This window comes from Gorillibacterium sp. CAU 1737 (genome assembly GCF_039888655.1).
In the GTDB taxonomy this organism is placed as follows: Bacteria; Bacillota; Bacilli; order Paenibacillales; family NBRC-103111; genus Gorillibacterium.
In genome coordinates, this window is the sequence record NZ_JBDQQO010000004.1 from 359,522 (window position 1) to 382,380 (window position 22,859).

The following is a 22,859-nucleotide window of genomic DNA, read 5'->3' on the forward strand; positions in this document are numbered from 1 at the left end:
AATGGATAACAAACCGCTCTTATCGGTTATGGTTGGTCATGCTCCCATCCTCCGAGGGAGCGGTTTTGGTTTGGTTATGGCGCCGATGAAATCAATAGAGCCGTGAAGAGAAAGAGTAGAACGGAATTTGGACAAAGGATGAGGGAGGTGCTGGCCATGAGACTGGGAGGACAGCTGTTTGGTACGTATGAGGACCCAAAGGCGTGGGCGGCTGCCGTAACGGCAGAAGGGTATCGCGCCGCCGTATTCCCTGTTTCGGCGGAAGCGGATGAGGCGGTGCAGGAGGCCTATGCGCATGAGGCCGGCCGGCAGGATATCGTGATCGCGGAGGTTGGCGCGTGGAGCAACCCGCTCAGCGCCGATCCGGCCAAGCGGCGTGAAGCAATTCGCTATTGCCAGCAGCAGCTCGCCTTGGCCGAACGTATCGGCGCCCGCTGCTGTGTGAACATTGCCGGGTCGCGCGGCGAGCAGTGGGACGGGCCGCATCCCGACAACTTCTCGGAGGAGACCTTTACGCTCATCGTGGACACGGTGCGGGAGATTCTCGACGCTGTGAAGCCGATGCGCACCTTCTATACGCTGGAGACGATGCCCTGGATCTTTCCCGACAGTGCGGACACCTACCTGGCGCTGATAAAGGCTATTGATCGCCCGGGCACAGCGGTGCACCTCGACCCGGTCAACCTGATCACGAGCCCGCGAACCTATTATCAGAACGGAGCGATGATCCGTGACTTCTTCGCGAAGCTCGGCCCCTATATCAAGAACGCCCATGCCAAGGATATTCATCTGGAGGGACGACTTACGGTTCACTTGAATGAAGTGGTTCCCGGACGCGGTCTGCTGGATTACCGCGTGTTTCTCACCGAGTTGAACAAGCTTGCTCCAGATACATCACTCATCATCGAGCATCTGGCGACAGAAGCGGAGGGGCGTGAAGCTGCGGCCTACATCCGCGGCACGGCGGAGGAGCTTGGCATCAAGCTGAACGGCTAAGCGAGCGGCAGGTAGTCTCGCCCCAAAGAAAACAAGCCTTCGTTCCCGATCACGGAATGAAGGCTGTTTTTAGCAGGCTCGGCTCTTACTTCCCAACCAAAACGAACACATTGCCATCCGGGGCTTGCATGACCGCAACATAGCCGGATTCTGTGGCAAAGGGAGCTCTTATCCATTTGATTTCTTCATTTTGCTTTAATTCTTGGTAAGCTTGACGAACATCATCTACCAGAATCTCCACTTCCGTATAATGGATTTCGGGATGATTGCTAAGCACGAGTTCCGAGCTATCCTTTTGAGGAAACGTTAACCCGATCAGCGTCCAGGTAACCCCATCCTCCAAGGCACGGTCTATCCTCCAGTTCTCCACTAACCCCATTGAGGTGTAAAAGGAAAGGGATTTCTCCATATCGCTTGTATACAGACTCACGCATTCCAGCCTCTTAAACATCGAATGCATCTCCTTTTGCCGCTAGAGCGTGTTTGCCAACCCGGCCTTCGGTCGAAGGAGTCTACCGTTTCATGGATTTGCAAACACGATCAAAGGGTAGAAGAAGACTGCCCCAAATGGAGCAGCCTTCTTCACATATAGGAAACCAGCAGACGCCTATTGCGCCTTTCGTTTCATCACCGGGATGTAGATATCGAGCTGAACCAGCCCGTTCTCATCGCCCAAGCAGCGCTCGTCGTAATACTCAAACTCGAAGCCTGCTCCCGAGTGCTCATAGTCGGAATGAGGGAACCATTCGCCATAGATTTGTCCCCAGGTCGCTTGAATGGAGTCCGTGAACTTCTCGCGCGGGACCTTCGGGGTAGTAAAGATGGCGAACGTGGTGACGGGGAAGGAACGCAGGACTGCCCCTTCTGGAGGGGCAACCGATTCCTCTGCATCGACGCCAATGAGGTAGGTGAATTCTCCGGTCTCCATGTTGAAGTCACAGCACAAGCCGTATTCATTCACATTCCCGGTAGCCTCGTTCAGCGCCTTCCCCCAGTTCTCGGTCATGTACTTTACCCAAAAGGCGGGGATTTCCTTCATGTTTTGCCCGTCCGTGTTGCGAGTAGCCATCGTATAGCCCAGCACATGAAAAGCCGGTTTTTCCTCAATGCGATAGTCCATTTGAATTCCTCCCAGGTAAGGTTGAAGCCGCTGCTTTCGCACGGACGCCCGGGGGTACGTAGGCGTGTCGACCCGCCTTTTGCGGTACATGCCAGGGGTTATGCCGAATAGCTTGCGAAAGGCTCGGATGAACGTTTCCTGCGAGCCGAAGCCCGAATCGAGCGCGATGTCGAGCAAGCGGTCCTTCGTGTGCGAGACGCGATAAGCGGCGCCGGCTAGCTTGCGCTTGCGCACGTAGTCCATCACGGTATCACCGACCATGAACTGGAAGACACGGTGAAAGTGAAAGTCCGAAAAGCCCGCGACAGCAGCAAGCTCTGACAGGCTGAGCGGCCGGTCCAGATGGTCCTCGATATAATCGATTACCTGCTGGATGCGCTCGTGGTAGTCGTTCATCCCTAAGCCTCCTTCTCTCTCTACGATAGCGGAGAAAACAAATGTTCTCTTGACGTTTTTTGCGGAATTGCCCGGGGAGGGCCGGCTTGTCAGATCACCCAGTTGCCGGCGCGGAAGAGCGGCTCGCGAACGCCTTCGGCCGTCTCGCCGTCGATGTCCATCTCGGCCGAGCCGATCATAAAGTCGGTATGCACCAGACTTTGGTTGAAGCCCTTCTCCTTCAGCTCATCCCGGGAGAGGCCGGCTCCGCCCTCAATGCAGGTTGGAAACGAGGAGCCGATCGCCAGATGGCAGGAGGCGTTCTCGTCATAGAGGGTGTTGTAGAAAATCAGACCGGACTGCGACACCGGCGACTCGTGCGGAACAAGCGCCACCTCGCCGAGGTGTGCCGCCCCTTCGTCGGTTTCGATCAGATGACGGAGGATGTCTTCGCCTTGTTCGGCACGAACCTCTACTACCATGCCCTTCTCAAAGGTGAGGGTAAAGTTCTCGATCCGCGCCCCGTTGTAGTTGAGCGGCTTCGTGCTCGTCACGTAGCCGGAGACGTCGTTGCGATTCGGAGCGGTGAACACCTCTTCGGTGGGCATGTTGGCGACGAAGGGCACGCCCTTCGCGTTCTCTTCCCCAGCGCTGATCCACTTGTGCCCTTCCGGCAGGCCGACCGCCAGCTCGGTTCCAGGCGCCTTGAAGTGGAGGCGGCGATAGCGCTTCTCATTCAAGTAGGAAGCCCAGCGGCCCAGCCGCTCCAGGTGAGCCTGCCAGGCTTCCAGCGGCTTCTCCTGATCGGAGCGAGTGAGTCGGAAGATCTGCTCCCAGAGCTTCTCAATGGCTTCCGCTGGAGTCACATTCGGGAAGATCTTCGAGGCCCAGCCCTCGTTTGGAACGGTGACGATCGTCCAGCTTACCAGACTTCCGCGGGTGTAGGTGCTGAACTCCCGGTTCGCCTCCGCTGCGGCTCTCGTGGCTTTGGCGATGCGGGCGGGATCGACGCCCTTGAACAGGTCCGGGTCTGTCCCCTTGATGTACAGGAAGGCGGCGCCTTCCAACGCCAGCTCGGTCATACCAGCCGACTTCCAGAGCGGAACGCGGGTGAGGGCTTCCTCCGGCGCTTCCTTGTACTTGATCGCGGTCAGCAGCTCGTCCGTCCATTCCACATGGACGTTGCCGGCTCCGGCGGCGTAGGCTTTGCTCGCAACGGCCCGAACAAATTCGGCGGCTGTGAGCGGAGCGTTGACTACGAGCGTTTGACCCGGCTGAAGGTTCACTCCGGTTCGAACAGCGAGTTCGGCATAGTGGTCTAGGTTGCGGTGAAAAGCATCTTGGGTCATGAGTAAAGCTTCCTTTCCTATGTAAAGTGGATGTGGCAAGCAGGCTTAGCCCAGTCTACCTCTTTATACCGTGCAGCTAATTTTCTGTCAAACGACCCACTGAAAGGGACAGGCCCCCTCGAATCGTATGGCAACGGAAGAAAAGGGAAGGGAGGGAACAATCAATGTCCGCCGTGTATGAAAACCTAGATCAGGAGTTTTCCTCCATTGAAGGCAAGATGGCGCAATTGGAAGAGAAGCTGACGGAGCTGGAACGAGCTTTTCTGTTTCTTGATTTCTTGGCTGCCGGAGGCCTGGAGCCGCGCAGATCGGGGGATTCCGAGGAAAGCTCAGCTGCCGCTCAACCGTTGACGATTGACTGAACCTGCGCCCTGCATAACGGGCGAATCCATATAACAAGCCGTTTCCTCCCCAACCGGGTGGAAACGGCTTTTTCATTGCTTGGATCGCGGAACGGAATAAGGGAGATCGGAAGCTAGCCCTGCCCTTCCTCCCGCTCTGCCGGGACAAGGGCCCTCGCCCGCATTCGCCTCCTTCCCCAGACGCGTTCCGCAGCCTGGCGAAGAACCCATGCGATCCAAAGAGCCATGACCACCAGCATGGCATCGAAACAAGCGTTGAACAGAAACAGGTGCTTGCCAAGATCCGCCTCTCCATCGCCTAGAATAGGCGTTACGAGGGAGAAGGCGGCAATAGCAGGCAACAGAAGCAGCACCTCCAGGTGAATTCGCCCGCGACGATCGCGGGTTTGCCGGCGGCGAGCGAGAACCCCGGCCAGATAAAAGGCAAAGACCGCCGTCGTAAAGCCGAGGGTGTTCGGCAGGGTGCGATGCTTGAACTCGCTCCAAGAGCTGAAAGTGAACGAGAGGGAGCCGGGCGGTTTCCCAGCCGCTTTCTCATAATTGCCCAGGTAATAAGGGCGGATCATCATGGCGTTGCGTGCGGCGTTCTCCAGCTTCTGCACGAACCGGAACGGGTGGAGGAGGTAGTAACGAACGATATCCGCATGACTCAGCTTGTCGTACAGCTCGCGGTGAAGCAGCGGGTCGTCGGGAGGGATTACCGTATTCCCCTGAAAATAATTCGTTCCGGCAAGAATGGCCAGCCTGGATGGCAGGCCGAGGCTGTGCAGGTCTCGCTCCGGATGGGGAGAGTCCTTCAAGACCCCGTAAAAGACCGTCTGGTACAGATTGATCTGCTTGAGCCCCCCGGGAGCGATCCCAACGACCAAGAGAGAAAGTGCGACGAGCGCAGCAGCTCCGCCGCGGGCCAGCCGCTTCCATGCGCGATCCGCGCGCAGGCGGGCAAAGCGCAAGCTCAAGAGAGCGCAAGCGATGCCGATCGGCGCATGCTGCAGCTTGGTCCCGGCGAGAGCAGCGGCTGAGAGAAGAAACAGCGCGAGCAGACGGCGGGACGGCAGTTCCCTGCCGGTTACGGCAAACCCGAGCGCGGTAGTCAGCAGCAGGAAGAGGAGGGCAGCAGGCTCTCCGTAGAAGGAGTTGAAATAAGCCAGATAGCCGACATCAAGGAACACGAGCGCAAGAACCGGCACGAGAAGGAGCGAGAGGGCGGGGAATCGGGTCTTCGTACCCTTTACGAGGAGGGATAGGGCCACAGCGAAGACCGCCATATAGAGAGCAGAGAGAATGCGAATGTCGAAGCTTCCACCGACAAGGCGCCCGATTAGCCCCGCAAGAAAGAGAAAAGGAAGCTGAGAGGATGCATAACCGCCCGGTCGGATGGCGCCAAAGGCGTATTCTTGGTGTGAATAGCGGAAATATCGATCCTCGTATGATTCCGACGAGTCCAGATACTGAACGCCTGCCGCCGGCATGACCCGGGCGAAGTCGCCGTTATCCGCTACACCGATGACGGGCTCCCGGTACAGCACCATCAGATAGAGGCCGATGCACAGGATCACCATCAAGGTTTCAGGCTGCTTGAGCCTTTGAAGCATGTCGCTTTCGTCTCCTTCCTTTTCCGAGAAAACCAACAGATCTGTTCCTCTCAGTATGGGAAAAAAGAAGGGGTCTCCAAACCTGGTGTAATCGAAATGTAATGCAAACGTAAATGGGGATTAACCAACTCTTCGACAAAATCTACTATAATGAAAAGAAGAACTCTGCTGCTAATGACCTCTCACCCGGGAAGCGAGTCGCAAGCTTGTCCCTCTGAGGTCCCGGTTATCCCGAGCAAGACTTTCGCCTATGATTTTGCATAAAGGAGGGATGTCGGATGAGCACACCCGAAGCGAGCTTGACCCTTTTCCCCGCAACAATAGATGGAAGCGCTATCATAAACGTTCCCGTGCTTCGCCGTCCGCGCAAGCTGATCAAGAGAATGAAGCTTGTTCTGAGTCTGGTGCTGACCTTCGCCATCCTGGCTTCCGGTGCGCTCGTGGGCTTTTATGCTTATATTCTCTACAAGCTGCAAAATCCTCCGGTGCCCACGCTCGGATCGAATCCCTGGAAGGCCATCGGGCTTCCCTACAGCGACGTAGAATTCCCGAGTGCAAATGGGAAGACGCGGGTGGACGGCTGGTACATTCCAGGAGCATCGCGCAACACGGTCATCCTCTCCCACGGATATGGAGGCAACCGGGAAGAACCCTGGATTCCGCTCTATCAGATCGCCAAGGAGCTTCACCATAATCGCTTTAATGTGCTTATGTTCGATTACAGCTTCGTTCGTCCCGACCACTACGTGACTGGAGGTATCCAGGAATCGTCGGAGCTTCGCGGTGCAATCCAACTGGTGAAGGAACTGGGCGACGAGCAGATCTACATTTGGGGCTTCTCGATGGGGGCGGGAACCGCTCTTCAAACGGCTCTTCAAGACCCGGAGGATATTAGCGGCATGATCCTCGACAGCACCTTCATCATGGATTCGGATGCCGTCTTCCAGAATGTGAAGCAGCGGATCACACGATTGCCGAAGGCCCCGTCCGTGTTCATGCTGAACCTGCTTTCGCCGATCTACACCGGGTACAGCATCAAGCAGGTTCCGACCGCTCAGGTGATGAGCACCAAATACCCGATGCCGCTCTTCCTCGTCCATGGGGAGAAGGATAAGGTGGCACCGGTAGCGAGTGTCGTCTCTTTTTACGAAGAGCAAAAGGATTTCCCCGGCACCCAGCTCTGGACCCTTCCGGACGGTCAGCATGAGTTTATCTACAAGTACCATCAAGAGGAGTACATGAAGCGAGCGATCAAGTTCCTCTACGACAGCGTTCATCAAGCGAATCGGGCGCAGGCAGCCAAGCTGCTCTCCACGTGAGAGAGTCCGGTTCCATAACGGATAAAGAACCTTTTCCCAGGACATTTGCCTTGGAAAAGGTTCTTTTCTGAAAATGGATGTGAAATCTATCACATGTTCATGAAGGATTCATGAAATTCTCACATATTGTCCATTCAACTGTAACAGAAAAAGGTAAAAAAAACGTTTCAAATCCCGTAGGGGTGAGCTATAATTAGTCCAGTGATAATGATTATCAGTCGAATCTGCAGCAAAGAGGATGATGGGGATGAAACTTACCGAGATTCACGTGGGGGATAAAGTTCGGATTACGGACCTGGAGACGGTTAACCGCTTGGTGCGCCGCCGTCTGATTGACCTTGGTATCATGGAAGGCACGACGATACAGATCAAGAAGACTCTGCCCTTCGGAGGACCGTATACGATCGAAGCCTGCGGGCAGCGGATCGCGATACGGAAGAAGGAAGCGGAACACATCATGGTGGAAGCCGCATGATGCAGATCGCGCTCGCCGGCAATCCCAACACCGGTAAAAGCTCCTTATTTAACATTCTCACGGGCTCTTATGAATATGTAGGCAACTGGACCGGTGTTACCATCGAGAAGAAGGTGGGCTTGCTCAAGAACAAGCAGGGCTATCTGATCGACCTTCCCGGTATTTATTCCGTCAATCCGCTTTCGAAGGATGAAGGCGTGACGGCGAACTTTTTGCTTCATGAATCCTTTTCGAGCATCCTCAACGTGGTGGATGCCTCCCAGCTTGAGCGGAACCTCAACCTGACGATCCAACTGCTCGAATTTGGCAAGCCGATGGTCATCGGCTTGAACATGATCGACGTAGCCAAGCAGCAAGGGATCACCATCGATGTCGACAAGCTCGGGCAATTGCTCGGCGCCCCGGTAACACCGGTGGTTGCGCGTACGGGACAAGGGGTCGATGGACTTCTCGGCCGCATGCTTGGCAAGGAAGAAAGAGAGATCTTCCCCTTCAAGATCGACTACGGCCAGCCGGTGGAAGAAGGCATCGAAGCGCTTATCCGCAAGCTGCCGGAAGGGCTGCAGGCGAACAAACGCTGGCTCGCCATTCAGCTCTTTGAGGGCAACGAAGTGGTGATGAACTACCTCGGGCAGTCCATCGAGAAGAGCTGGCTTGCCGAGCTGTTCCAGAAGACGGAGCAAGCGGCTGCCCGCGAAACGGGAATCAAGCTGCTTCCTCAAGTGATTCGTCAGCGTCGCAGCGAGGTGATCGCGGGTATTCTCGAACAGTCCGTTACCCGGACCAAGGAGCAGGAGCTGACCTTCTCCGACCGGATCGACCGGATCGTCACGAACACCTTCCTCGGCATTCCGATTTTCATGGTCTTCATGTATTTAACCTTTCAGCTCACCTTCGACTGGTTAGGGACACCGCTGTCTGACCTGCTTGACGGGTTTATCGGCGGCACCCTTACGGATTGGCTGACCAGCTTCCTGGACATGGTGAACGCCACCTCCTTCGTCCGCGCGCTCGTGCTCGACGGCATCGTAGCCGGGGTAGGCGGGGTTCTGGTCTTCACACCTCAGATCTTCATTCTGTTCCTGATCATCTCGTTCATTGAAGACTCCGGCTACATGGCCCGGATCGCAACGGTAATGGATAAGCTGATGGAACGCATCGGCCTGAACGGCAAAGCTTTCATCCCGCTCGTCATCGGCTTCGGCTGTAACGTACCCGGCGTCATGGCCGCACGCTCCATCGAACGGCCGAACGAACGGCTGCTCACGATCCTGCTTACTCCGCTCATGTCCTGTTCCGCTCGCTTGCCGGTTTACATCCTGTTCGGAGGCGCGTTCTTCGCAGGTAGGCAAGGGATCATCACATTCTCGTTGTACATGATGAGCATCGTAGTGGCCCTTCTGGTCGCCAAGCTGTTCTCGTCGACCATTCTCAAGCAAGAGGGCGGCTCGATGTTCGTGGTGGAGCTTCCGCCCTATCGTGTACCGCAATGGCAGACGCTCGCCCGAAGCACGTGGGAGAAGGGCAAAGGCTTCCTGAAGAAAGCCGGTACCTTCATCTTCGGCGGTTCCGTTCTGATCTGGCTGCTCAGCTACTCCGGTCCCGGCGGCTTCGACGTTCCGATGGACGACAGCTTCCTCGCCATGATCGGCGGCGTGATCGCGCCTCTCTTCCATCCGATCGGCTTTGGCACCTGGCAGGCGGGCGCTTCTCTCATCACCGGTTTTGCAGCTAAGGAAGTCGTCGTCTCGACCATGGCCATCATCTATTCGGTATCGGAGGATGGACTGGGGGCTCTGCTCTCCGGCCATTTCACCGCTCTGCAAGCATACAGCTTCATGGCCTTCATCCTGCTGTACATTCCTTGTCTCGCTACCGTCGGGGTAATCAAGAAGGAAACGGGCTCGGCCCGCTGGACCTGGTTCTCCATGGGCTATGCCTTCGTTCTGGCTTATATCATCAGCCTGATCATTTACCAAGGCGGCAAACTGGTTGGTCTCGGATAATTCGACTCATCCCATCCTAGAAAGGAAGTGGAGTCATGATCTTCAGCATCGTGGTTGTCCTCGCCATTTTCGCTTACGCCGGATGGACGATTCGCCGTCATGTGATGAAGAGCAAGGAAGGCAAATGCTCGGCCTGTTCGCTTAGCGAAAGCTGTGCCGCTTCCTCTTGCTGCAGCACAACGGATTCACCTACCGCTTCGTTACGCCCCTCTAAGTCGTAAGGAAGTTGGAGTTTCATGAAAGCCGTGCAGGGAGTTGCCGTTTTCTCGGCGCCCCGCACGGCTTTTTGCTGCTCACGAAAACCGGGACGGCTCATGAAGGGGAGAGGCAGGCTATGGTATAATGGACAACAGAATGGATAAGGGTCAGCATTAGGAGCGGGGAGTGAACGCACATGTGGTTGTTTTTTGGTATTTTGTTGGCGTTTGTGTATATCCTGATCACCAATCAATCGCGAAAAAAGAAAGTTAAAAAGAAAAAGACAGAAGTGAAGCCGCAGGGCAAGCAGCCGATCGTACCGGTTCGCTGGACGCCGGATCTGTCCGCGGAAACCGAGCAGGAAGCCGGAATGGCCCGGCTTAGCACCAGCAAAGAAGCCTATACGCCGGAAGAATTGGAGGCGGCTCGTGCGGAGGAGGAAGCGGCCCTTCGGGAGCAGTTGGAGAATCGAGAGCGGGAGCAGGACGAGCGGGAGGATGGAGACGAGCGGGACGAGCCGGCAGAAGAACCCGCTTCGACAGCATTGGAACCGACTGTTGACGAGATCGAAGCCGAGCTGGAGCTGCCCGTATCTCCGCGTCCGGACATCCCCGCAGCGGAGCTGCTGGGCGATGAGCGGATCCACTCCATCTGGGAGGCGGGCAGGGCGCTGGAGAAGCTGGCCGGTACGCCGGCACGATCGTACATGACATTCGACTTCGGTACGCGGAAATATCCGCAAGAAGCAATCTCGGTGATTGCGGATGAGGACCTGGGCCGCGATTGGGTAGATGCTCTACAGGACCGGCTGGAGGGCGAACTGGTCGCCTTCATTGGGACGACCCGTTGGCGTGGTGAGGTGAGAGAGGAAGGTGTTGAGGTCGTGGTCGCAAGAGGGGAGACGCCCTTCGACATTTTGCGGCTCGCGCAGACGGATGCGGCAAACTACGACCTGTCCACGGAGGACATCATCACCAAGCTGAAGGAGCTGGACCGCCGTTATGGCATCCGCATTTATGCAGCCGAGACGGAATGTGTCGGGTTTGAGCTCCTAAAGCAGCCAAGTGATATCGAAGCCTTTGCCGAGGAGCTGTATGCCTTCTGTCCGGATCTCGTCGATCAGGGGGTAGGCACGATGGAGCAGCTGATTGCCTATCTGAAGGAAGACCGATACCTTCACCTGTGGTGGGACTGATGACCGATTTTCTTCACATTCTTGGCAACGGAGATTCGATGGGAGTGCCGCGGATTTACTGCGACTGCGAGGTATGCTCCGAATCGCGGATAGATGGGCGCAATCGACGTCTGCGCTCCGCTGCTTATCTGGAGGCGGCGATGGGCGATGGGCTTTGGATTGACATTGGTCCGGATTGGAAGGAGCAGATGGAGGCACTGGGCAAACGGAGCATGCCGGTCGCTCTTCTGACCCATGCTCATTATGACCATATGGCCGGGCTACCCGAGTGGGCGGATTGCTGCCGCTGGACGAAGGAGAAGGGCATTCTCTATGCTCCGGCGGAGGTGCTCACGCAGGTTCGCGAGCGCTACCCGTGGCTGGAGAATCAGCTGCATTATCGGGAGGTCGACAAGGGGACGCGGTTTGGCGACTGGTCCATTACGACGAAGAAGGTGTGCCACGGCAAGAACGGTTATTCCTATGCCTATCGACTCCAGAAGGCGGAGTATGCCTTCGCCTATTGCCCCGATGCCATCAACCTCGGAGCCGAGGAGAAGGCTTTCCTCACCGGACTCGACCTGCTCGTGCTCGGCACCAGCTATTACAAGGAAGAGTTCGACTTCCATACCCGCTCCGTCTATGACATGACGGAAGCGGTAGAGCTGATTCGGGAGATCACTCCCGGTCGCGTGTATTTCACGCACATGTCCCATGGTGTGGACGTGCGGGAGCCGTATCCGCTGCCGCCGCATGTATCGCTGGCCGAACGGGGGATGCGCCTTCCGCTTGCCCGTCCCTGCGAGAGATAAGTATGACAAAGGCCGCATCTTCCTTGAACAGCAAGGAGATGCGGCCTTTGTCATGATGCGGGGATGCTTGCGGTACAGGCTCAGCTTCGCAGGCTCGGTCGTCGGGAGAGCACTGCCATCAGCAAGAAGCCGCCGAGAAATCCGCCGAGGTGGGCATAGACGTCCACATTCGGAACGATGAACGAATAGAGAGCACCGACAATGACGATGGTAACGATGGTTTGGCGCGAGCTCGGGTCGAGCCGCCGCTCCCCGAAGAAGCCCATGTAGATGTAAGCGGCGTAGATGCCGTAGATGGCGCCTGAAGCGCCGACGCCGACATAGCCCATGGAGTTCAAGGGGTAGGAGAGCAGGTTGCCCATGACGCCGGTCGCAAGATAGAAGATCGTGTAACGGACAGATCCCAGGGTCCTCTCCAACGGCGGGGCGAAGACGAGCAGGCCGAACATGTTGAAGAGCAGATGGTAGGCCCCGTTGTGAAGGAAGGTGGAGGCGATGAATCTCCACCATTCCGGAACGGCGGCAAGCCCGATCGCCTCCGCTGAGAATGCATCGGTTTTGTACATAGCGCCATAATGAAGCAGCGTAGCGAGAGAGGTAGAAGAACCATCCAGCGTTAAAATGATATACATGAGAACATTCAGCACGATCAGAAGAGAAGTGATCGGGTACAGCTTCAGGTACTGGCGGAAGCTTTCATAGCGGATGAATTGCATGGGGCAGACTCCTTTTTCAGATCATGAGGGTCCGGGGACCCGTGTTGCGATGGTGTATATCCAAAGTACCGATTCGGGGAGCCAATGTCAAACTCGCCCCCTGGATGAAGGAAAGGCAAACAGGCTTCCCCCCATTGGGTGGAGCCTGTTTGCCAGCAGCGTCTCGACAGCTAACCAATGTTTGTTTCACGATCACGGAATGAACCTACGGGCAACCAAAAGGATCATCCGTGAACAACGGTTCCTCCGTTGATATGAAGCACCTGGCCCGTGATGTACGACGAATCCTCCGAGGCGAGGAACACATACGCGGGAGCAAGCTCCTCCGGCTGTCCCGGCCTCTTCATGGGGACGCTGGCTCCGTGCTGGGAGGTCTTCTTGGCATCGAAGGTGGACGGGATGAGCGGGGTCCAGATCGGCCCGGGAGCAACGGCGTTGACGCGAATGCCCTGTTCCACCAGGCTGCCGGAGAGCGAATAGGTAAACGCGGAAATGGCTCCCTTGGTCGATGAGTAGTCCAGCAACTCGGGGCTTCCCTTGTAGGCGGTGACAGAGGTCGTGTTGATGATCGACGCCCCTTTTTTCAAATGCGGAAGCGCCGCCTTCACCAGGTAGAACATGGCGAAGATGTTCGTGCGGAAGGTCTTCTCAAGCTGCTCGCGCGTAATGTCGGCAATGCTCTCCTGCGGATGCTGCTCTGCCGCATTGTTGACGAGGATATCGAGTCTGCCGAAGGCCTCCACCGTGTCCTTGACGAGCTTCTTGCAAACCTCCTCGTCCCCGACGTCGCCGGGCAGCAGCAGGCATTGGCCGCCCTGCTCTTCTACGAGCCGCTTTGTCTCTTCGGCATCGCCGTGCTCGTTCAGATAGGAGATGGCGACGCGGGCTCCTTCCGCAGCGTATGCGACAGCGGCGGCTCGGCCGATCCCGCTATCCCCGCCGGTGATCAAGGCGACTTTGTCCTTCAGCTTACCGCTCCCCTTATAGGCTGGATCGACTGCCTTCGGCTTGGGGTGCATCTCGCTTTCGATTCCGGGCTGACGATCCTGATGCTGAGGCGGCATGGTAGGCTTTTGATTTGAGTTCGTGGAAGACATGGGTTCTTTCTCCTTTCAAGTCGTGAGTCGTGCGAAATGGAAAAGCGCTTCTGGGGGTAGAATGCCCTTTCTTTCGAAGGACCAACAAACCGGTGAAAGAAAAATCGGAAGACAGGAGCCGGGGACCGGCCTCACTTCCGATTAAGATGAACCTATAGGGAGGTTGCAGAATGACTACGCTCTTTAATAGGTGCTCTTGCTGCGGCGTCCTATGAAGAAGGAGACCACGAAGAGAATCAGGAAGAGCACGAACAGCACCTTGGCAATGCTCGCAGCGGCTTCCACAATGCCGGCAAAGCCGAAGATCCCGGCGATGATGGCGACAATCAAAAAGAGCAAAGGATATTTTAACATCGTAAACCGCCTTTCTGCGCTCGTTGCGCGTTTGGATAAATCCTCCTGATGGAGCTGATTTCGCCGCCTTCAGAGAGGCTTTCTTGTCTGCCCTTTCTTACCCGAGGGGGCAGGGGGTGAATCAACGCGCGGGTCTTGTCGCTTTTCCTGAGGGGGACATTCTGCTATCGTAGGAAACAGAGATGTTTAGGAGCAAGAAGGCGAGGAAGCACGCATGCGCATCAACAAGTTTATCAGCGAGACCGGGATCTGCTCGCGCCGCGAGGCGGACAAGTGGGTAGAGGAGGGCCGGGTGACCATCAATGGTCAGCGCGCCGAGCTGGGCAGTCAGGCAGAGGCGGGCGATGACGTCCGGGTCGATGGACGATCGATTGGAGAGAAGAAGCGGACGGTCTACCTGGCTTTGAACAAGCCCGTGGGGATCACCTGCACCACAGAAGGTCACATCAGGGGCAACATCGTCGACTTTGTCGGCTATCCGGAACGCATCTTCCCGATCGGCCGACTCGATAAGGATTCAGAGGGGCTCATCCTTCTGACCAATGACGGCGATATCGTCAACAAGATTTTGCGAGTCGAACACGGGCATGAGAAAGAGTACATCGTTACCGTGGACAAGCCGATCCCCGATGATGTTCTCGTTCGAATGAGCCGGGGTGTCCCGATTCTGGATACCGTCACCCTGCCTTGCAAAATTCACCGGACCGGCGACCGAACCTTCCGCATCATCCTCACCCAAGGCCTCAATCGGCAAATTCGCCGCATGTGCGCCCATTTCGGGTTCCAGGTGCGGCGCTTGAAGCGGATTCGGATCATCAACATTCGCTTGGGCGAGCTGGCTGTCGGCCAATGGCGCAAGCTGTCGGAGGACGAGGTGCAAGGACTCGTGCCGGGGCACAACACCGATCGTCCGCGATCGGGCCGCTGAGCAAAAAAAGACCAAAGGGCTTTGTCGGGGGCAGTCCAGTCCCCGGTGAGGCCCTTTAGTCTTTTTCTTTGACGAGCGAGGGTTGGCATTCCGTACAGATGGTGCGGTTTTTGCCAGATGCTTTGGCAAGGTACATGGAGTCGTCGGCGTTCTTGAAAAACTCATCTTTGCTGAGCCCCGCTTCATATTCCTTGAGGCCGATGCTGACTGATACTTGAATCTTGGGGTGTCCGATCACAGAGATTTCGGTGATCTGCTTGCGGATTTTTTCAACGGTGGAGAAGACTTGGTCGGAGGTTTTCTCCAGGAACAGGATGGAGAACTCCTCTCCCCCGCAGCGGGCGGCGAAATCGTCGGGACCGATCATCTTGGAGATCAACCGGGCGACCTCGGACAGCACCTGGTCCCCGAGGCGATGGCCATAGTCATCATTGAACTTCTTGAAATTGTCGACATCGATGACGGCTAAGTGAATGGAGAACGGCATTCGCTTGCTCTGCTCGATCAATTCCTCCAAATAATCGTGAAAAGACGTGTGCGTGTAGAGGCCGGTCAGCGGGTCCGTCTTCACCAGCTTGTCCATCAGGATGCTTCGTACCATCAGCTCCCGTTTGGACTCGAGGGCATTGGCCAGGTCGCGCATGAGCTGCTCCACGCGTGCAATGAGAAGGAGCAGAATGCAGATCCCGATCAGGTAGGCCATCACATCGACGAGGAGGGCCTTCAGGGTGAACAGCTCCAAGAGGGGCTTATAGACGAGACTGAGCAGGGTGGTTCCGGCCAAACTCAGGAGAGCGGTAACCAGCGTGTAGGCTTTGCGGAAATAAAAGACCGAGACCAGCATCGGCATAGAGGTGTAGTAAAGGAAGTTATTCGGGTTCGTATCGAGCGGAATGAGCGCAAGGCTGATGAGCATTCCGGTAGCAATGACGGTAAGCGGATGGATCGATTTTCGGATGAACCGTACCGCTTCCGCGGCCAGCAAAACCCCAACGATCATCAGGCAAGCCAACCAACGCAAGGCGGAAAATTCCGAAAAATCCTCAGAAAGCCAGAACCCTCGGACCAGCATAAGGAGCGCGCTCACGATGACGACTCCCCAATAGACGGATAGAATCCGATTGTTCCATTGATGGGGGGTTCCTCGTTCTGATTCACTCACGGGCCTCACCTCCATTTCGCTCCGTGAACAAGGCTCTGCTGAGAGCGAAACCTTGTAATAGGCATTTAAGCCTATTATACCAAGAAAGTGTTGTGATTTAAAAATAATACTTCTATGAGAGTGAAGAAGAAAAGAATGATTTCGACAGCATCCGTCAAATGATCAAGGTATTCATGGGAGTATTCTCCTATTTTTTCAGAAAATCGGAGTTAACCTGCAAAAAAACCTTGCCCTTGCCAGTGAAACGAATCGTTTCCATGGCTGCGAGGACAAGGCTTGGATGGACGTTCAGAGCCAATTTGAAGGGCTACCTTCCGAGACCGGCTAGGGGCAGCTTGCGTTCGGCTGTCGCGGCTGCTACCGAAGCAGCGGGATTGACCATGCTCGCCTCCGAGCGGCATGGACATTCGGCGAACAGGGCGAGGGAGCAGGTAGAACAAGCGGGAGGCTCCTCACTTCGGCGGAAGATGGCATGGAGGGCATGGGCGGTATCAGGAAATCGATCCTCCGGGGGTACAACGGAAGCGTGACCGGTCCGAAGCAGGATGGTTTCCGGCTGCAGGCGAAGTCCAGCGAGGATTACCTTTCGGCCCGCCGCCTGAGATTTGCGGATCAGGGCGGCCAGCTTGGCGGCACCTGTGGTGTCGAGAACGGTCATCCGGTTCATCCGAAGGAGCAGGTAAGCGGAGGTTTCCCCTTCGGACTTGCGAAATTGCTCTTCCAGCGCATCCGCCGTTCCAAAGAAGATCGGTCCTTCCACCGTCAGAATCTGGACATGCGGACAATGTCGGTCGTCCCCGGCAGACAGCCGGCGGAACTTCCGATCAGGGCCGGTTTGTTCCGGCAGGGAAGCCGTTACGGTAAGGGTGTCCCGCATCTGCTTGAGGAAAAGCACCACCGATACCCCGAGTCCGATTTCGACGGCGGTGGTCAAATCGGTGAACACGGTGAGCAGGAAGGTGGCGGCGAGCACGATGGAGTCGCCAGTGCGGGCCTTGAGTCCGTGGAGGAGCTCTTTGCGCTCGCTCATGTTCCAGGCGACAATCATGAGGATCGGCGCCATCGCCGAGAGCGGAATCTGGCTGGCCAGTGGAGCCAGGACGAGCAGGACGGCCAGCACCACCAGGCCGTGGATAACCCCGGACATGCGGGTAGCAGCGCCGCTGCGAATGTTAGTCGCCGTCCGGGCAATGGCGCCGGTCGCCGGGATACCGCCAAACAGCGGAACGACGAGGTTGGCGATGCCTTGGCCGACCAGTTCGCGGTTGCTGTCATGGCGCGTTCCCGCCATGCCGTCGGCGACAACGGCGGACAGAAGCGATTCAATGGCACCGAGCAGGGCGATCACGACCGCCGGGCCGATCATCTGCTCCATGCTGCCGAAGCTCAAGTCGGGCCACTGCAGGCGAGGAAGCTCGGCCGGAATGCTGCCGTAAGCGGAGCCGATCGTCGCAACCTTGCCGGGATAGAGATAGGTGGCGGCGAGTGTAGCGACCACGAGCCCAACGATGGACGGTGGGATCTTCTTGGTCAGCCGAGGCAGGAAGAGCAGGATGGAGAGGCAGATGCCGGCCGTCACCACGCTGTAGAGGTTCAACGTCGGCAGATGAACCGCCAGGTCGCGGATCGTAGGGAGGAAGTGTTCATGGCGTTTTACTCCGGTCAAGCCGAGGAAGCCGCCGATCTGGCCGGTGAAGATGGTGACCGCAATCCCTGCGGTGAAGCCGATGGTAACGGGGCGAGGGATGAAACGGATCAGGGAGCCGAGCTTGAAGATTCCCATCAGGACGAGCAGAATGCCCGCCATAAAGCCGGCAACGAGCAGCTTCGGGTACCCGTAGACGGTGACGATGCCGAGCAGGATCGGCACGAAGGCGCCGGTCGGTCCGCCGATCTGGAAGCGGGAGCCGCCAAAGAGCGAGATGAGAATCCCCGCGATGATGGTGGTGTAGATTCCGTATTGGGGTTCCACCCCGGATGCAATGGCAAAAGCCATTCCCAGGGGAATGGCTACAATTCCGACGATTAAGCCGGAAACTAAATCTTGACGCAGCTGACTGGCGACGGTTGAATTTCCTTCCGACATTCTAGACAAGACCCCGTTCTATAAGTAGTGAGAGAAAGTTGACGTTTCCCTCTATCCTAAAACGGAGTCAGGCGCTTTACTGTGACGGGCATCATATCTGTTCAAAAAACCGCGATGGTTCCCGGAGGCGACTATCAACGGAACGGAAGGGTTGCGCCAAAATCGGAACCCGGAGCGTAGTCGTTCATCCGAGAATCCTGAGCTTAGACGTCCATCCGCGGATTCGAAGCTCAGACGTGCTCCGCGGAATACGGCGCTTAGGCGCTTATCCGCAGAATCCGAAGATCACACGTCAATCCACTCCCGGCGCAGGCGGAACAGCTCGCGCAGGTCGTCGGTGGAGAGCTCGGTGATCCAGTTCTCGCTGGCGCCGACGATGCGGCTGCTGAGGTCAAGCTTGCGCTCGATCATCTCGTCGATTCGCTCCTCCAGGGTTCCGAGCGTGATGAACTTGTGCACCTGAACGAGACGGGTCTGCCCGATCCGGTAAGCTCGGTCGGTGGCTTGGTTCTCCACTGCGGGGTTCCACCAGCGATCGAAGTGAAAGACATGGTTGGCTGCCGTCAGGTTCAGCCCGATCCCTCCCGCGCGCAACGAGAGGATGAAGATGCCCGGACGCTCGGCGTCCGGCAGGCGGTCATCCTGGAAGCGGGCGATCATCTCATCCCGCTGAGCCCGCGGCGTGCCGCCGTGCAGGAAGAGCGCGGGCTCGCCAAGCTCCTCGCGGAGCGCCCGCTCCAGGAGATGGCCAGCCTCGACAAACTGCGTAAAGATGAGGCAGCGGTCTCCCTCGGAGCGCAGCTCGCGCACCATGTCGAGGAGGCGTTCCAGCTTGCTGGATCTCCCTCGCCAGGGAGCCTTCGCCTCATGCAGCAGGAGCGACGGATGGTCGCATACCTGCTTGAGCCGTGTGAGCGAGGAGAGGATCAAGCCGCGACGCTCGAGGGCGGTCAGCTTCTCCAGACGCTCGAACATCGTCTGGATGTGATTCTCGTATAGCGTCGCCTGCTCGGTGGTAAGCGAGACGTAGACCTTGCCCTCGTTTTTGTCCGGCAGGTCGAGGCGAATGGCCGGGTCCCGCTTCTCGCGGCGCAGCAGAAACGGCTTCACGAGCTGCTGCACCCGGGAAAGCGGCTCTGCCCGGTCCTCGCTGCGCTCAATGGCATTCACGAAGCGGTGGGTGAACTCGCGAAGCGACCCGAGGTACCCCGGGTTGAGAAAGTCGAAAATCGACCACAGCTCGGTCAGGCGATTCTCGACCGGCGTGCCGGTCATGGCGATGCGATGGTAACCGGTTAATCGGCGGATAGAAGAGGCTTGCTTGGTGTAAGCGTTCTTGATGTTCTGGGCTTCATCCAGGCAGATCGAGCCCCATTCCAACTGCTGGAGCTCCCGTTCGTCCAGATGGGAGAGGGTGTAAGAGGTGAGCACGAGATCCACCTCGCTCACTTTTTCCACAAAGGCCTCTCCCTTCAGTCGGTTGGGGCCGTAATGGAGATGGACGCGCAGGGACGGGGCGAAGCGCTCCAGCTCCTTCTGCCAGTTGCCCAGCACCGAGGTCGGGCAGATAAGAAGCGAGGGCCCGCGGCCCGCAGCTTCTCCCTGCTCCTGCTGCTCCTTGACGCTGAGCAGGTAACAGATCCATTGGATGGTTTTCCCGAGCCCCATGTCATCGGCCAGGCAGCCGCCGAGTCCTATGCTGCGCAGGAACAGAAGCCAGGCGACCCCTTCCTCCTGGTAGCGGCGAAGGGAGCCGTGAAAGGCGGCCGGGGCGGCTTCGAACGGAAGCCTTTCCTTGTGCTCCAACTGTTGGAACATCTGCTGGAGGGTGGCATCCAGCTCCAGCTCCATCATGATGCGATCATCGGGATCGAGCGCTCCAGTATGGTCGGAGGCGGGAACCTCCCCCATCAGGTGCATCTCCATGACCTCGCGGAAGGTCAGCCCGCCGCGCTTCTTCGCCCGTTTCATCGCTTCGCGGATTTGGGCAAGCTGGGTGGGGTCGAGCTGAATCCATTGACCGCGGAACTGGATGAGGCGGCGCTTTTCTTCCAGCAGGTCGCGGAACTCCTCCTCCGTGAGCTCCTCCTCGCCGATGGCGAACCGCCAATCGAAGGAGAGGATGCGGTCAAGGCCGAATAGCGACTGCCCTTGCACCGATCCGACGGAGGACTTCATCTTGGCTTTGAGGCGCGGCCGGGTACGCCGCACGCGCTCCCACCACGAGGGGAGCAACACCGCCGCTCCCGCCTCGGCCAGTTGCAGCGCGCTGCGGCTGAGCAGCTCCCAGGCGGCCTCCTCGGTCAGCTCGCCTCCGAGCTGACCCGATTCCCCGCCGAGGATCGGCGCGATCCGCAGCCAGCGCTCGACCTCCCGCGGGACGCGGGACGCGGCATCCGCCCAGGAGGGCGGCAGCTCGCTTCCGTCCGCGGGGGCGCCTTCGGCTGTGACCGGGAGGAGGGCCTCCGGCCGCTCCCGGTCCTGGAGCACCGGGGCCGCGCGCCAGCCACGCCCGCCCGCGGGCTCGACGAGCTGCAGGCAGACGCGATACGGGCTTGGGTCATGGACCCAGCCGATCGCCGTCAGCCAATCCTCCTCGTCGAGCCACATCGCGGCGGCATCCGGCGCCGCCGCTGATTCCAGCGTGAGCCGGCTGAGCGCGGCGCGCAGCTCCGGCTCGCGCGCGGCCCGCTCGGCGGCCAGCGCTTCGATGAAGGCGCGTGCCACGCCGCTGCTCGCTCGTGCGCGGACCTCCACGGGCAGCTCCAGCTTCCAGCCGAGCTGCCCGCGCTTCCACTGCTCGAAGTCCGGCATGAACGCGCCGGACGCGAGGGCTTGCTCGATCGCCGGGGCAATCGCCGCGAGGTCCGCCGCTTCCGGGCTCAAGACGGCGCTTCCATGCACGAGCGGCGGGGTATGCCGGAAGAATTCGAGCGCTTCGGCAGGCGCCAGCTTTACCCCTTCGTGCAGGCCCGTTTCGGAGACCTCGATGAAGGTTCCGTAGAAGGAAGGCTCATGCCAGGCGAAGAGATGGTCCTTCATCTCCGCCGGGTCGACGCCTCGGGGGCCGTTCAGGCCATAGAGAAACAGCGCCCCTTCCTCCAGCCAATCGACGTGAACGAGGTAAGACCCTAGAAGACTCATGGCAGCAGGTTTCCTTTCGTCAGTTCCTCCTGGAAGGCGCGCAGGCGGTTGTGTTTGTCTGCAAGCCTCCCGATGTATACCGTCCAGCGATGGGAAAGCTCCGCTTGCTGGTAGCAGCTTCGGAGTCGTTTCAGCTGGCGGATCGCTTCCTTGTAGGCGTTGCGGTTCTTCTCGGCGATCGTTCGCTCAATCGCTTGGTGGTAGATCGGCAGCATCAGCTCGGGAGAGGCCTCCTGGACGCTCTTGAAGTCGGCGGTGTAGAGACTCTCCGCCGAAACCCGGACGGCCAACTGGAGGTCCACCCACTCGCGGAAGCGGCGATACTTGAGCAGGTATTCCGTGTAATACGGATAGCTGCGCGGCAGAAGCGACCGCATGGCGGCGACCCATTCGTCATGGGCATCCAGCTCGCGGGCCGCCTCGGTCCAATGGCTGCAGAGCCGGTGGAATTCATCCTGGCGGGCGCGCGGGAGCGCGGGCAGAAGCCAGCGCAGCCAATCGAGCAGCCGGCGCCACTCCTTCTTCTCGGAGAGCGCACCAAGGATGGCCTCGAAATCGCCGGCTTTCTTCTCCTGCAAGTTCTCCAGAAGGCGCATGGCAGCGGCATCCTGGCCGTCCAGAACGTCGAACTGGGCTTCGGCAAGCAGGGACAGATCCAGGAGGCGAACCGGGACCGTCCTTTCCTCTCGCAGGAGAGCGAGCCGCTTTCGCTCTTCGAAGCTGTCCTCCACGCGGCCGAACAGCTCCCACCAGAGGATACGGTACGTATCCAATCGATCGGAAACTGCATGTTCTCGGCGAAATAAGGCTTCGCGCACGAAGGTCATCGTCTTCTCCCATGAGGCGGGGTGGAGAAGCTTCACTTGGGCAGCATCGACCGACCGCGCGGCATCCCGGAGCGCCTCCCGTCCGCGGATGGAGGTGTTTCGGGCCGAACCCTCGTGATAGTACGTCATGAAGGAAGTTTCGTTGTCGAGCTGGAAGCGGTCAAGCCGGTGGAGAATAAACAGATACACATGAACGCGGAACAGCCCGGCGATTTCCGGCTTCCAGCCGGACGCGAGCGGGAGTAACAGGCGCAGGGCCATCTCAAAGAAGCCCTCCACCGATTGCTGGTAGGTGAGCGTGTACCCGCTGAATCGCCGATCAAAATGCTGATGCCATTCCTCGGGAAGCTCCGTCGGAAGCGGCACAGCGGGCGCTTCGCGCTTGGGCTGCCGGTCTTGGGCGGCACGGGCGCGGACTTTAGCCCCTGCGGCCTTTTGAAGACTCACAAAAAGCAGTTCTGGCCTGCCGTGTGCGGTATAGGCCTTAAAGAGAGCGGCGACTCGGTGCTTGCACCAGCCTTTGTACGGGCATGTGCAGGAGCTGTGCTCGGGCTTCTCCAGGTCGAAGGTGACGTGGTAGCGTTCCTCTCCGGAGCCTGCCACATCGACCTCCAACTGAGTCCCCTGCTGCAGGGAAAGCTCGCCTACCCGGCCGCGATGATAATAGTTCCATCCCCTGGCCAGGATGACCGATTCAAGCCGGGGTTCCATGGCTTTGATCAAGGCCTCCATCCGGCTGTAGGGAATTCGTAACGGTGCCATCA

The 22,859-nt window shown here is 58.1% G+C and carries 20 protein-coding genes; 9 read left to right on the plus strand and 11 right to left on the minus strand.

Annotation, left to right across the window (positions count from 1 at the left end):
- Window positions 1-156 precede the first annotated feature (156 nt).
- Window positions 157-996 carry a sugar phosphate isomerase/epimerase family protein gene (locus tag AAFN83_RS11360; protein ID WP_347769330.1) on the plus strand — a complete coding sequence of 280 codons (840 nt, stop codon included), beginning with the start codon at window positions 157-159 and terminating at the stop codon, window positions 994-996.
- 85 nt (window positions 997-1,081) lie between these two features.
- Here AAFN83_RS11360 and AAFN83_RS11365 read toward each other — a convergent pair whose 3' ends face one another.
- From AAFN83_RS11365 to AAFN83_RS11375, 3 genes are all read right to left on the minus strand, one after another.
- A complete protein-coding gene (locus AAFN83_RS11365; protein ID WP_347769332.1) occupies window positions 1,082-1,447 on the minus strand; it encodes a VOC family protein in 366 nt (121 codons plus the stop codon).
- A 156-nt stretch (window positions 1,448-1,603) separates the two neighbouring features.
- Window positions 1,604-2,512 carry an effector binding domain-containing protein gene (locus AAFN83_RS11370; protein WP_347769334.1) on the minus strand — a complete coding sequence of 303 codons (909 nt, stop codon included), beginning with the start codon at window positions 2,510-2,512 and terminating at the stop codon, window positions 1,604-1,606.
- Between the two features lie 89 nt (window positions 2,513-2,601).
- Window positions 2,602-3,840: an aminopeptidase gene (locus AAFN83_RS11375; protein ID WP_347769336.1), complete on the minus strand. Its 1,239-nt coding sequence runs from the start codon at window positions 3,838-3,840 to the stop codon at window positions 2,602-2,604.
- A gap of 164 nt (window positions 3,841-4,004) precedes the next feature.
- Between AAFN83_RS11375 and AAFN83_RS11380 the strand changes: the two genes are divergently transcribed.
- Complete coding sequence (locus AAFN83_RS11380; protein WP_347769338.1) at window positions 4,005-4,202, plus strand: hypothetical protein; 198 nt, start codon at window positions 4,005-4,007, stop codon at window positions 4,200-4,202.
- Window positions 4,203-4,315: 113 nt separating this feature from the next.
- On the opposite strand, the gene wsfD is transcribed toward AAFN83_RS11380, so the two are convergent.
- The gene (gene wsfD / locus AAFN83_RS11385) at window positions 4,316-5,797 is read right to left on the minus strand and encodes a glycan biosynthesis hexose transferase WsfD (protein ID WP_347769340.1); all 1,482 of its coding nucleotides are present in this window, start codon (window positions 5,795-5,797) and stop codon (window positions 4,316-4,318) included.
- Window positions 5,798-6,075: 278 nt separating this feature from the next.
- Here wsfD and AAFN83_RS11390 point away from each other — a divergent pair, with 278 nt between their 5' ends.
- The 6 genes from AAFN83_RS11390 to AAFN83_RS11415 all read left to right on the plus strand — a co-directional run bounded on the left by AAFN83_RS11390 (window position 6,076) and on the right by AAFN83_RS11415 (window position 11,781).
- A complete protein-coding gene (locus AAFN83_RS11390; protein ID WP_347769342.1) occupies window positions 6,076-7,116 on the plus strand; it encodes an alpha/beta hydrolase in 1,041 nt (346 codons plus the stop codon).
- Between the two features lie 247 nt (window positions 7,117-7,363).
- The gene (locus AAFN83_RS11395) at window positions 7,364-7,591 is read left to right on the plus strand and encodes a FeoA family protein (RefSeq protein ID WP_347769344.1); all 228 of its coding nucleotides are present in this window, start codon (window positions 7,364-7,366) and stop codon (window positions 7,589-7,591) included.
- Entirely contained in the window at window positions 7,588-9,597 is a 2,010-nt protein-coding gene (gene feoB, locus AAFN83_RS11400) for a ferrous iron transport protein B (protein ID WP_347769346.1), read from the plus strand. Before AAFN83_RS11395 ends, feoB begins: the two co-directional genes overlap by 4 nt.
- A 35-nt stretch (window positions 9,598-9,632) precedes the next feature.
- Window positions 9,633-9,818, plus strand: a complete 186-nt coding sequence (locus tag AAFN83_RS11405; RefSeq protein ID WP_347769348.1) for a FeoB-associated Cys-rich membrane protein — start codon at window positions 9,633-9,635, stop codon at window positions 9,816-9,818.
- A gap of 173 nt (window positions 9,819-9,991) precedes the next feature.
- Window positions 9,992-10,990, plus strand: coding sequence for a DUF4253 domain-containing protein (locus AAFN83_RS11410; RefSeq protein WP_347769350.1), 999 nt, complete (start codon window positions 9,992-9,994; stop codon window positions 10,988-10,990).
- Entirely contained in the window at window positions 10,990-11,781 is a 792-nt protein-coding gene (locus AAFN83_RS11415) for an MBL fold metallo-hydrolase (protein ID WP_347769352.1), read from the plus strand. The genes AAFN83_RS11410 and AAFN83_RS11415 overlap by 1 nt, the downstream gene beginning before the upstream one ends.
- An 80-nt stretch (window positions 11,782-11,861) precedes the next feature.
- Here the strand turns inward: AAFN83_RS11415 and AAFN83_RS11420 are convergent, their stop codons facing one another.
- The 3 genes from AAFN83_RS11420 to AAFN83_RS11430 all read right to left on the minus strand — a co-directional run bounded on the left by AAFN83_RS11420 (window position 11,862) and on the right by AAFN83_RS11430 (window position 13,948).
- Window positions 11,862-12,497 (minus strand): rhomboid family intramembrane serine protease, encoded by a 636-nt coding sequence (locus AAFN83_RS11420; RefSeq protein WP_347769354.1) that lies wholly within the window; start codon window positions 12,495-12,497, stop codon window positions 11,862-11,864.
- Window positions 12,498-12,721: 224 nt separating this feature from the next.
- Window positions 12,722-13,594, minus strand: coding sequence for an SDR family oxidoreductase (locus AAFN83_RS11425; RefSeq protein ID WP_347769356.1), 873 nt, complete (start codon window positions 13,592-13,594; stop codon window positions 12,722-12,724).
- Window positions 13,595-13,777: 183 nt separating this feature from the next.
- A complete protein-coding gene (locus AAFN83_RS11430) occupies window positions 13,778-13,948 on the minus strand; it encodes a DUF1328 domain-containing protein (protein WP_347769358.1) in 171 nt (56 codons plus the stop codon).
- A gap of 214 nt (window positions 13,949-14,162) precedes the next feature.
- On the opposite strand from AAFN83_RS11430, the gene rluF reads away from it, so the two are divergent.
- Complete coding sequence (gene rluF / locus AAFN83_RS11435) at window positions 14,163-14,876, plus strand: 23S rRNA pseudouridine(2604) synthase RluF (protein ID WP_347769360.1); 714 nt, start codon at window positions 14,163-14,165, stop codon at window positions 14,874-14,876.
- A 55-nt stretch (window positions 14,877-14,931) separates the two neighbouring features.
- Here the strand turns inward: rluF and AAFN83_RS11440 are convergent, their stop codons facing one another.
- From AAFN83_RS11440 to AAFN83_RS11455, 4 genes are all read right to left on the minus strand, one after another.
- A complete protein-coding gene (locus AAFN83_RS11440) occupies window positions 14,932-16,038 on the minus strand; it encodes a GGDEF domain-containing protein (RefSeq protein ID WP_347769362.1) in 1,107 nt (368 codons plus the stop codon).
- 307 nt (window positions 16,039-16,345) lie between these two features.
- Window positions 16,346-18,124 (minus strand): SulP family inorganic anion transporter, encoded by a 1,779-nt coding sequence (locus tag AAFN83_RS11445; RefSeq protein ID WP_347769364.1) that lies wholly within the window; start codon window positions 18,122-18,124, stop codon window positions 16,346-16,348.
- 285 nt (window positions 18,125-18,409) lie between these two features.
- A complete protein-coding gene (locus AAFN83_RS11450) occupies window positions 18,410-21,268 on the minus strand; it encodes a DEAD/DEAH box helicase (protein WP_347769366.1) in 2,859 nt (952 codons plus the stop codon).
- A complete protein-coding gene (locus AAFN83_RS11455; protein WP_347769368.1) occupies window positions 21,265-22,857 on the minus strand; it encodes an SWIM zinc finger family protein in 1,593 nt (530 codons plus the stop codon). Before AAFN83_RS11455 ends, AAFN83_RS11450 begins: the two co-directional genes overlap by 4 nt.
- Window positions 22,858-22,859: the final 2 nt, after the last annotated feature.

Coding starts and splice junctions, on each gene's coding strand:
- AAFN83_RS11375 (WP_347769336.1), bottom strand. CDS start 3,840: ATGACCCAAGATGCTTTTCACCGCAACCTAGACCACTATGCCGAACTC.
- AAFN83_RS11425 (WP_347769356.1), bottom strand. CDS start 13,594: ATGTCTTCCACGAACTCAAATCAAAAGCCTACCATGCCGCCTCAGCAT.
- AAFN83_RS11450 (WP_347769366.1), bottom strand. CDS start 21,268: ATGAGTCTTCTAGGGTCTTACCTCGTTCACGTCGATTGGCTGGAGGAA.
- AAFN83_RS11395 (WP_347769344.1), top strand. CDS start 7,364: ATGAAACTTACCGAGATTCACGTGGGGGATAAAGTTCGGATTACGGAC.
- AAFN83_RS11420 (WP_347769354.1), bottom strand. CDS start 12,497: ATGCAATTCATCCGCTATGAAAGCTTCCGCCAGTACCTGAAGCTGTAC.
- AAFN83_RS11405 (WP_347769348.1), top strand. CDS start 9,633: ATGATCTTCAGCATCGTGGTTGTCCTCGCCATTTTCGCTTACGCCGGA.
- wsfD (WP_347769340.1), bottom strand. CDS start 5,797: ATGCTTCAAAGGCTCAAGCAGCCTGAAACCTTGATGGTGATCCTGTGC.
- AAFN83_RS11390 (WP_347769342.1), top strand. CDS start 6,076: ATGAGCACACCCGAAGCGAGCTTGACCCTTTTCCCCGCAACAATAGAT.
- AAFN83_RS11360 (WP_347769330.1), top strand. CDS start 157: ATGAGACTGGGAGGACAGCTGTTTGGTACGTATGAGGACCCAAAGGCG.
- AAFN83_RS11415 (WP_347769352.1), top strand. CDS start 10,990: ATGACCGATTTTCTTCACATTCTTGGCAACGGAGATTCGATGGGAGTG.
- AAFN83_RS11380 (WP_347769338.1), top strand. CDS start 4,005: ATGTCCGCCGTGTATGAAAACCTAGATCAGGAGTTTTCCTCCATTGAA.
- AAFN83_RS11445 (WP_347769364.1), bottom strand. CDS start 18,124: ATGTCGGAAGGAAATTCAACCGTCGCCAGTCAGCTGCGTCAAGATTTA.
- AAFN83_RS11370 (WP_347769334.1), bottom strand. CDS start 2,512: ATGAACGACTACCACGAGCGCATCCAGCAGGTAATCGATTATATCGAG.
- rluF (WP_347769360.1), top strand. CDS start 14,163: ATGCGCATCAACAAGTTTATCAGCGAGACCGGGATCTGCTCGCGCCGC.
- feoB (WP_347769346.1), top strand. CDS start 7,588: ATGATGCAGATCGCGCTCGCCGGCAATCCCAACACCGGTAAAAGCTCC.
- AAFN83_RS11430 (WP_347769358.1), bottom strand. CDS start 13,948: ATGTTAAAATATCCTTTGCTCTTTTTGATTGTCGCCATCATCGCCGGG.
- AAFN83_RS11455 (WP_347769368.1), bottom strand. CDS start 22,857: ATGGCACCGTTACGAATTCCCTACAGCCGGATGGAGGCCTTGATCAAA.
- AAFN83_RS11410 (WP_347769350.1), top strand. CDS start 9,992: ATGTGGTTGTTTTTTGGTATTTTGTTGGCGTTTGTGTATATCCTGATC.
- AAFN83_RS11365 (WP_347769332.1), bottom strand. CDS start 1,447: ATGTTTAAGAGGCTGGAATGCGTGAGTCTGTATACAAGCGATATGGAG.